Consider the following 8,783-nt stretch of genomic DNA (forward strand, 5'->3'; position numbering starts at 1 on the left):
TTATTCGAATTTATTATTTTCATCCATTCGCTGCAACTTGCATCTGGTATGTTAATTATGCCAAGCCCACTTGCTACTACCGCTGGCACAGATGGCTGGATTTCTATCATTCTGGGTTGGATAACTACTTCTATAATTGGCGTATTTATTATATTAATGTTACAAAAAAATCCTAACAAAAACTTCTCACAGATTTTAAAAACATACTTTGGTAAATGGCTTGGGACAATTTTTCTTCTTTTATACGCCTTTTATCTATTTTTTGCTGGCTTTAATACTTTATTAAAGGCAACTGATATTGTAAAAGTGTGGATATTCCCTTCCATTCCTGCTTATCAAATCACCATATTATTATTATTGCCTTTTATTATTTTAGCCCTGAGTGGGTTAAGGGCTCTTACTAGTTATTCTATGCTTGTTTTCTTCTTCACTACTTGGATGCCATTATTTCTTCTTTTTTCATTAAAGAGTATGTATGCTCCTTTACACCTACTACCTATTTTTAAAGATGGTATATACCCTATTTTAAAAGCAACGAAAGAAACCATTACCCCTTATGCTGGCTTAGAAATTGCATATTTTATTTATCCGTTCTTACAAAAAAAACAACAAGCTATTAAGGGACTGCTAATTGCGAATACTGGAACCATGTTTCTCTACCTATATGTGACTATTCTTTCTTATATATACTTTAGTCCGGAGGGGATAAAAGACGTAATTTGGCCCGTATTTCATCTGTTAAAAGGGGTTCGTTTTTCTTTCATAGAACGATTAGAAATTATATATATCGCTTACTATTTAATTGTATTTTCCACTACAATATATCCATATTTATTTTTCAGTTTTGATTCTTTGACCATTTCACTTCAAAAAAACGCTCGCAATTGGGCACTGTTTGGTTTTATGGTATTAATAGTCGGCTTATTTATTTTTCTAAATCCCAATGTGGATCAATATTTGTTTATATATTCTCTTATGGATATCTTAAATGTCGTTTTCTTTATTCTATTACCAATCTTATTTTTCGCTTACAGTATTCTTTTTACTTGGATTACTAGGAGGAAACAACTTTGATTCGAAAATGGATATGGATTGTAATTTGTTGTGTATATATAATTGGTTGTAGTCAGAGAATTCCTCTTGAGAAGGTTTCATTAATCCTATTAATTGGGTTGGATAGAGCCTCTAATGGAGACATAAAAGTTGGCACAAGCATCCCACTCTTTCATCATAAACAGCAACAAAGTACTATAGAGCATTGGACCCAGGCATCAACTGTATATAATGGCTTCAGTAAAATAGATACAAAGTTAACGGGCTATATGACAGCCTCCAAAGCTGAAATCATTTTAATTGGGAAAAAATTGGCGCAAGAATCAAATTGGTTGCAGGAACTTGATTCTTCTTACCGTGATCCATACGCTACCATTAATGCTAAAGTAGTACTTGTTGATGGGCCTGTAGAAGAAATTTTTGCAATTAATAAGCCAGATAAACCATCACTACCATCTTATATAAATAGTGTAATCGAATCCTCCATTCAAAATAATCAATCCGTCTCTTCTACGATTCAACAATTAATGAGAGAACAAAATGAAGAAGGAATGACACAAATTGTTCCAGTTATCAAAAAAACAAAGAATGAAATTGACACGATAGGAATTGCACTTTTAGATCGACAAGGAAAATATTTAACTCGTATCCCTAAAAAAGATGTTAAGTTCTTCAATCTCATAAATAAGTCAAAAAATACAGGCCGGATGATACTACACCTTGCGCTTCCTCCTAAAAGATCCAACAAAAAGCCAAACACTTCTATCTTCGTACAGAATGCAACAAGGAAGATAGATGTTAATTTTAAAAACGGAAAGTTTGTATTTAATCTCCAAATAAATGCTAATGTAGCTTTAATAGAAAAAAACAATGCGAATTTAATTAAGGAGCATTATGATAATAAAAAAAATATAAATAATTTAGAAAATGCTATCGAAAAAGAAATTAATAAGGAATTACAAAATATGTTGGATGAAATACAGCAGAATAAAATTGATCCAATTGGATTATCCCTATATGCTAGAGCTTTTCAATATAAAGAGTGGAAAAAACGAAAAGAAGATTGGTTGCAAGCGCTAGCAGAGGCTAAAATAAATGTAAAGACACATGTCAAAATAAAAGATACCGGAACCGTTAGAAATTAAAGGTTCTGTTGCTACGAAAACTTGAAACCAACGAACGTTTCTTGGAGAGTGGATGCAATCTACATGGGATTATCATACATACCTGTCAATCTAAAATGTTGTAATAACCCCCAAAACCATAATTTTCTTTTTCGGAAAATCTGAAACTTGAATAGATTGGTTTTGGCTAAAGTTTATATTTGAAGACAACGGCACAGATCAAAACATGTTCCAAGTGGATAGTATTGCTCTAGAGATGGGAATCCGTTCCATGCTAGAGTTCAAATGTTTTGACACAGCTACATCCATTCTTTCTGGAGTAGAAGCCATGCATATGATTAAAAAAGAACAGCTTAATTTACGGGACCAGTCTGTCCAAAATCAGAAAGAATTCATCCATCAATTGTTTGGACTTTCAGCATAAGATACGATTTCGTTAGGAATATATGCGCTTTATTCTCTTTTGTTTTATTTTTGCACCAGAACCATAAAAGAAAACAACCTGTTTTTATACAGGTTGTTTTCTTTTGTAAAAATTTAATTTGTTGTTTTTATAACGGTTGGGATTACTCTTTTAAAATTAAGAGGTTCTTTTTTTGATGTTGATTAATTTTGTTCTAAAATACGTTCAACCTCATCTATTCCTAATTTACTGGCTTTAGCAATCGTTTCATGTGATACACCAAGTTCATGCATACCTTTAATCATCTGTATTTTTCCTTGCTGAACCCCTTCTTGAATTCCTTCTTTTTTCCCCTCATTACGAGCATGAACATACTTTACAGCCTCATCTATTAAGACCATTTCTCTTGCTTCATATGCTTGACGGAAAGAAGAATCTTGACTCATACGTTCCCACTTATTCATTGCTTTTTGTAAAATCGGATCTTGGTTCATGGCAATGTCCTCCAATGTTTGTGTGAGATACTCATCTTCATTCGCTGGTAATAATAATAACCAACGAACAAACGAATCTTCCCACGGATTAACTTTCTCTTCCCGCCATTGCTGTAGTAACTTTGGATTCTCTACAATATGAACTTCTATATCGTCACTTAATAACTTTTGATGTTGCTGATTCCAAAGGATTCTTGTTGTATGAAACGCTTCATATTCTGGAAACATCACAAAGTTTAACAAGTTTATGGTAATTGTTTTTTGAAGTGAGCTATAAGGCATTCCTTTTTGCAATTGAGAGGTGTATAACCTTCCCCAATAATACAAGCTGCGTTTGATCATATCGTGATTATTATTCAATTGTATTTCTACATTTACCTTTGTTCCTGTATTTAATGTAGCCGAAATATCTAAAATCGATAATTTATCTTCTTCATATTCTCGAAGCAAATGTGGATCTTCTAATTGTAGGGAAGCAATAGGTGATTCTAAAGAATCTTTTAATATGGTATTTAAAAAGGCAACTAAAATATCTTCATTCCCATTTGTACCAAATAACTGCTTAAATGCAAAATCGATACGTAAATTTACTAATGAATTGGATATGGTTTTCCTCGTCCTGTTTCAGACTATATATTTACCTTTATTGTACATAAAACTAAAGTCCATATGCAAACAATCCCCTATGATTTATATAGTGATATAAGTCTTTCTCTTGAAGGAAGGGTTCTTTTTTACAATGTGAAACTGTTTGTTAAGAAAATCTTAAGAAGCTCCCCCATTTTTTATTAAGAAATGCTCTTTATACTTGGAAATGTGTTAAAGGTCATTCTTATGTGAACTACTCGCCACTTAGCAAAGCTTGAAGTGGGAGCTTCTCAGTTCCACGACGAAAGTAACCTTTCGTCTCCCTGAGCGTTACTTAGGGGTGTTCCACTCCTAGATGTCCAACGCTTGGACGCTCTTTTGGTACGGTTGATATTTTACACAGGAACCGAATGGCTTGGTTTTCGCACTCTATTTTCTTCCTGCAACCTCATATATCAAGTTATCAAAGAACTTCATATAGCTAGTTTATCAAAATTTTTTGGCAATGCTAAACCGGTATTCACCTCCCACCTGCCGTTTGGCTACGCCCTTCACACGCTTGAGGAAAGAGAATTCTTTCGGGGAATTCGTTAAAAAATGAATAAAATCACACTTAATTATTTAAGAAAAAGTAAGGGGGAAATGAAAATTGAAAAAAGCATTGACTGCAGTTTCAGGATTATTTGTTGTAGGAGGTGGATTATTAACTTATGCAGGAAGAGATATAGTAGATAGATTTAATTCGTTAGTGAAAGAAAAAGATGTGTATGTCCTTACAAAAGGGGAAGCACAACCACATGGAGCGTAGCTAAATGTCACAATGAAAAGGTAAAGGAAAACATAATATTCATAACCAACTAGCACTACAGGTTAATTATATTTGTTATTTTATACCTTTGCATTTTTATATATTTTATTTTTTAATTAAATTCAAACATATATTGTTATTGTATGGAGGTATTATATGAATTTTATCAATTCTACATTAGGAAGTTTAAGTATTATTAGTATAATAATAATTTTATTGGTTCCCATTTTGTTGAATTTAGGTTATTTTGTTTTGTATAAACGAATATATAAAGGGAAATATTCATTTGAAAAAAAACAAATTGTTTTGATTACACTATTGATAGGATATTACCTTATTGTATTAGCTGGAACTTTATTTGGTCGTGAAAATATTATTCGGCCTGAAGGGATAATTAATTTTGATATTTTACGTGGATATAGAGTTGCTTGGAATAATTTTTCACTTGTTTCTTTTCAAGATATTATTATAAATATTGCTTTACTTTTTCCAGTAGGATTTTTGTTACCCTTAATTAGTAATTTCTTTAAAAAAGCAGGGTCAGTATTATTAGTCGTATTTAGTACAAGTTTGTTTATTGAAATAATGCAATTTGTAACAGATATTGGACGTATAGATATATCCGATGTATTACATAACACCTTAGGAGGTATGCTTGGATATTGTATAAGTAATTTATTGATTGTTTTTTTAGATAAACAATCAGTACCATTTAAACAAATTGTTAAATACATATCTTTACCAGTGGTAGTTTGTTTATTAACATTTGGAATTATTATTTCTTACGAGATGCAAGAATTTGGTAATTTACGTATTAAACCAGAAACTAAAATGGATATGTCTGATATTACTATGAAAACAACTATATCATTAGATGCAGATTCTAAAAAAATGCCTGTTTATAAATTTAAGAAAAATTCTTCAGAACAAATAAAGATTAAAGATATAGAAGTTATTTCTTCAAAAGAAGCATTCCAAAAATTAAAACGTGGAGAATTTTTACCTCTAGAACCTTTAAAAAAAGGAGATATAATAACTATTACAAAATGTACCTTATCATCTTATTCAGATACAAAAGATTTCCAACAGCCTGTATATCAATTTGAAGGAATAATAAATGGTAAACAAGGGGCTTTATACTATATTGCTGCAAAAAAATAAAAGTGTAAATTATTCTAATACAAAAAAGAGTATTCCTATCTAAAAAGCAGGGATACTTTTTTGTAGAACTTTTCCATAGATTTTTTATATAAAGTTAAGTTTTAAAAAAAGGAAAGGATCCAAAGAACTTTTATTTTGGATTTTAAAAGGTCTTATTTCGTTTTAAGTCAAAAAATATGGGTAATTATGTTGTGATTATTAGAAGATAATTTAAAGCGTCTGTCAACGGTACCGGACCGAAGGGAGGATACGTAGCTGGTCAGATTCACTATTCTTAAGACCCTCTTGTTGTGTCAAAACGGTTTGTTATTTAAAGTTGAATCTGGTGTAGAAGGTAATAATGCTAGAGCATCTGTAATTTTTGTAAATCCTCACATTATTTATGCAGGAGATAAAGATAATGTAAATGAAGCTTTAAAACTTATGTTTTATACAGCAATGAAAATACCAATATTAAAAGTTTTACCTAGTAAGTTATTTTAAAAATTAAGTCGTAGTTGTTTAATTTGACAACTACGACTTTTTATTTATATATTTTTTTACACTTTTAAAAGTATGTCTCTTCTCATTCTCTATATAAGGGCTTTTCTCCATAAAAGGAACGGAGAGTATTTTTTGAGAATCCCACTCAAAAAATCTTCCTCCTTTCTCCTTGCACTCCGAAATTCGGCGGGGGTTGGTATATCGCCAAGCCGAACAGACAAAAAACGAGGACTTAGGTTGCTCGACTTGAATCAGCAATTATACCTGCCGAACCGCCTTGATCTATCGTTCGAAAATTTTACTTATGCTATATAAAGTTACGTTAAATTCCTGGGGGCTAGCCCCCAAACCCCCAGCCAGCACTCTCACCCAAAAACAAAGAATAACCCAATTATAAAACTCACCTACTCTCCAGATATAATCCATATTAACTACAGATTTTTGCTTTATGTTTAATATAATTTCAAACAAGGAGGTAGTGAAAAATGTTTAAAACATTATTAGCAGGAGCACTTTTAGGTACAGGGTTATTAACTGGTGGAGCAGGTGCAGTACCAGATAATAAAGAAGAAACATCTTTCAAAGATAAAGTACAATATGCTATTCCGAATCAAGATAAAGATGGAAATATAACGTATAAAGAAATTGATAAAAGTGAACTTCCAAAAGATGTACAAGTACAAACAAAAAAGGGTGTAGACACAGATAAAAAAGAAGAACCATCTATCACAGATAAAGTAAAATTTGTTATTGAAGATAAAGATAAAGATGGAAATATAACGTATAAAGAAATTGATGAAAGTGAACTTCCAAAGGATGTACAAGTAATACAATCAACAGAGGATTTAATCAACAAAGGATTTACAGAACAAAAATAGCAAACTTAATTAAGAAAGCGAAATTTCGAGAGTTAGAATGACTGCGTTTGGGGTATAATTTAGAAAATATTGATTTGATTTTTTCTGATGAGAGTAACATTTTGTTACTCTCTTTAATTTTGCTTATGAATAAATATTCTTATTAAGTTAACATAACGTCTCATTATCGGTAGCGAAGAAAAAGGTTTCCCCATACCCTCAGAAGGGATTCACCTTTTTCTTTTTCTATGACTCTATGCATCTTTTTATACATTCCTATTTTAGGGCAACTTTTGGCTTCCCTATAGTTCCCTATGTCTCCCTATTTTTTGCATAAAACTTTGTATACTCTTAGCGTTGTTTTTTACCGAAATGCTGGCGGTACCTCTATAAGAAGTGGACTCCCTTTCAGGCTTGCCATGGGTTTGTCCGTGAGGACGACAATATCCGCTCAGTTATACATATGCCTATGCCTTCCTGTTTCCTTTCAGATAACGGCTTTTGCTTTCTCTTATATCCTTTACCCTCTGTCACATCGTTTGACTTTGCAGTCATCCTACTGCTCATGCAGATGACATAGGGCTTACCAAGTTTCACATTTCACAGATGCGAATGGAAAGAACTAGGTCAAAAAATACATATGACGGGGCAGGCTGTAGGAAATCGAATCAGGAGATTAGAGGATTTAGGGATTATTGAACAATATACAATCGCAATAAACCGAATCAAACTAGGACAAACAGTGACTGCATTTGTTACTTTGTTTGTGACATCAGCTAATCATCAAGAGTTTATGAATTTCTTTCAAAAAGAAGAAGAAATTTCTGAAGTACATCGTATAAGTGGTAAAGGATGTTATTTATTAAAAACACATTTTGCTTCTAATGAAGAATTGGATAACTTTCTAGGGAGACTATTAAAGTATGGAAATTATCGTGTTAACTTATCAATAGGAAAGTTAAAATAAAGTCTCTTTTCTTTGGAGGGGATACGTGAATTTTATCTTAAATAGTCAGAGCCTTACTACAATTTGTGTGTAGTAAGGCTTTTTAAAGTTGTTAAAAAAATGCGAGTCATTCTATTCAACAATCTGGCTGAATTGTTTGGGGGAAATATGAGACGATTTTTTCAAGAGAATCATAAACAATTTTGCTTAACATCCCATTTCTTTAAGATCTATTCTACGGAAGTCACAAAGGCTACCGTAGAATAGATTACCTATCATTAAGTTAGTATACAAGGACACCTTTGTTAGAGTTAACGGGTTTATCACGTAAAGATTCCAGTGAATAAGCTAGTAATTTTGAATATCTTATGCTGCTAATAGGTACCTTCATTTGCTATTTTGTAGAATTTACGGCCAATTTATGCTTCCACTTCTGTTGAATAATTAGATAATTATCTGCAAAAACAAGTGTTTTCTGGCCAACTTATGCTTCCAACTGCGGTCAATTTATAGGTGAAGTGACATTAATTAATAAGGAAACAAAGAATGATTCCGCTTTTATTAAACCGGAAAAACTTCAATTTTTGTTGGCTGTGAAAACCTACGTTCTAATTCTCTTTTAATCTTATTAACAGCAAAAACTTCTGAGGATGCATGAACTCTAGCTACCTTTTTTATAGCAGTATTACCCGTGACTAAAATATAACTTATCGAATACGATGAAATCATATATTCACCCTTTCAATGTAGTATGTTGTTATAATATATGATCCTTATCTTAACTCTATGAAAGAAATTTGAACTACCCCCACTTTCACTTCGTTTAGAAGTGAGGGATTCCTAAGTAAAGAGTTCTATCGAACTCT

6 protein-coding genes and 3 pseudogenes are annotated in these 8,783 nt (G+C 32.0%); 8 read left to right on the forward strand and 1 reads right to left on the reverse strand.

Annotated features, from left to right (window positions below; all coding sequences use genetic code 11):
• The 3 genes and pseudogenes from QO049_RS29980 to QO049_RS29990 form a co-directional block, all read left to right on the forward strand.
• The coding region (locus QO049_RS29980) for a GerAB/ArcD/ProY family transporter (RefSeq protein WP_284489792.1) at window positions 1-1,074 on the forward strand (1,074 nt) is incomplete at its 5' end.
• Window positions 1,071-2,198 (forward strand): Ger(x)C family spore germination protein, encoded by a 1,128-nt coding sequence (locus QO049_RS29985; RefSeq protein WP_284489793.1) that lies wholly within the window; start codon window positions 1,071-1,073, stop codon window positions 2,196-2,198. The genes QO049_RS29980 and QO049_RS29985, both read left to right, overlap by 4 nt.
• A gap of 238 nt (window positions 2,199-2,436) precedes the next feature.
• Window positions 2,437-2,601, forward strand: a pseudogene (locus QO049_RS29990) (IS6 family transposase); the annotation flags it as partial.
• Between the two features lie 182 nt (window positions 2,602-2,783).
• Here QO049_RS29990 and QO049_RS29995 read toward each other — a convergent pair.
• Window positions 2,784-3,680 (reverse strand): Rpn family recombination-promoting nuclease/putative transposase, encoded by an 897-nt coding sequence (locus tag QO049_RS29995; RefSeq protein WP_284489797.1) that lies wholly within the window; start codon window positions 3,678-3,680, stop codon window positions 2,784-2,786.
• A gap of 631 nt (window positions 3,681-4,311) precedes the next feature.
• On the opposite strand from QO049_RS29995, the pseudogene QO049_RS30000 reads away from it, so the two are divergent.
• From QO049_RS30000 to QO049_RS30020, 5 genes and pseudogenes are all read left to right on the forward strand, one after another.
• Window positions 4,312-4,458 (forward strand): annotated as a pseudogene (locus QO049_RS30000) (YxeA family protein); the annotation flags it as partial.
• A gap of 168 nt (window positions 4,459-4,626) precedes the next feature.
• Window positions 4,627-5,631: a VanZ family protein gene (locus QO049_RS30005; RefSeq protein WP_284489795.1), complete on the forward strand. Its 1,005-nt coding sequence runs from the start codon at window positions 4,627-4,629 to the stop codon at window positions 5,629-5,631.
• A gap of 288 nt (window positions 5,632-5,919) precedes the next feature.
• Window positions 5,920-6,114: a hypothetical protein gene (locus QO049_RS30010; protein WP_284489796.1), complete on the forward strand. Its 195-nt coding sequence runs from the start codon at window positions 5,920-5,922 to the stop codon at window positions 6,112-6,114.
• 485 nt (window positions 6,115-6,599) lie between these two features.
• On the forward strand, window positions 6,600-6,992 hold the full coding sequence (locus QO049_RS30015; RefSeq protein ID WP_246963662.1) for a hypothetical protein: 393 nt from the start codon (window positions 6,600-6,602) through the stop codon (window positions 6,990-6,992).
• Between the two features lie 583 nt (window positions 6,993-7,575).
• Window positions 7,576-7,938, forward strand: a pseudogene (locus QO049_RS30020) (Lrp/AsnC family transcriptional regulator); the annotation flags it as partial.
• Window positions 7,939-8,783: the final 845 nt, after the last annotated feature.

This window comes from Bacillus sp. RB3 (assembly GCF_030164735.1).
In the GTDB taxonomy this organism is placed as follows: Bacteria; Bacillota; Bacilli; order Bacillales; family Bacillaceae_G; genus Bacillus_A; species Bacillus_A cereus.

Excerpts from the sequence above, each read along its gene's own strand:
- QO049_RS30005 (WP_284489795.1), top strand. The coding sequence starts at position 4,627 with ATGAATTTTATCAATTCTACATTAGGAAGTTTAAGTATTATTAGTATA.
- QO049_RS30015 (WP_246963662.1), top strand. The coding sequence starts at position 6,600 with ATGTTTAAAACATTATTAGCAGGAGCACTTTTAGGTACAGGGTTATTA.